1 protein-coding gene is annotated in these 572 nt (G+C 47.6%); it reads left to right on the top strand.

The window, feature by feature from the left end; genetic code table 11:
- The coding region (locus R7R78_RS28310; protein ID WP_225474874.1) for a phospholipase D-like domain-containing protein at positions 1-572 on the top strand (572 nt) is incomplete at both ends.

Here is a 572-nt window from a genome sequence, read left to right as displayed (position 1 = left end):
GAACTTAGGCAGAAAACGAGCTGAACGAGCAAAAGAGATGTTTACCCCTTTTGCCAAGTGGTTTAGTCAACTCAATGATTGCCACGCGCACATGCCTGAAACCATGGGTCGCCATATCTACCGCATCGATGAACTGTGTAACAACCGTCTTGGGCTACCGGCTCTGAGCGGGAATACTCTGTCGTTGCAACAATCTCCTGATGAAATTCTGCACTCCATCATCGAAGACATCGAGAATGCCAAAACGAGCATTCGAATGGTGTTCTACATTTGGCACCCAGGCGGCTTGGCCGATTCGGTAGCATCCGCTCTTATCCAAGCATCTAAACGTGGTGTGGATGTGAAGCTACTACTGGACTCTGCGGGTAGCCCACGCTTCTTCAGAAGTCCTTGGTACAAAATGATGAAAGATTCGGGTATCGAGGTTATTCAGGCACTCGAAGTGAAGATGTGGCGTATTTTCTTACGTCGTCTTGATCTTCGCCAGCACCGTAAAATCATCGTCATTGATGATGAAATCGCCTATACAGGGTCAATGAACCTTGTCGATCCTGCATACTTTAAACAGAGCA

The sequence above is a fragment of the Vibrio sp. 2134-1 genome, assembly GCF_033339495.1.
Note: the sequence above shows the minus strand (reverse complement) of the source record. Positions and strands in the feature narration are given on the sequence as shown.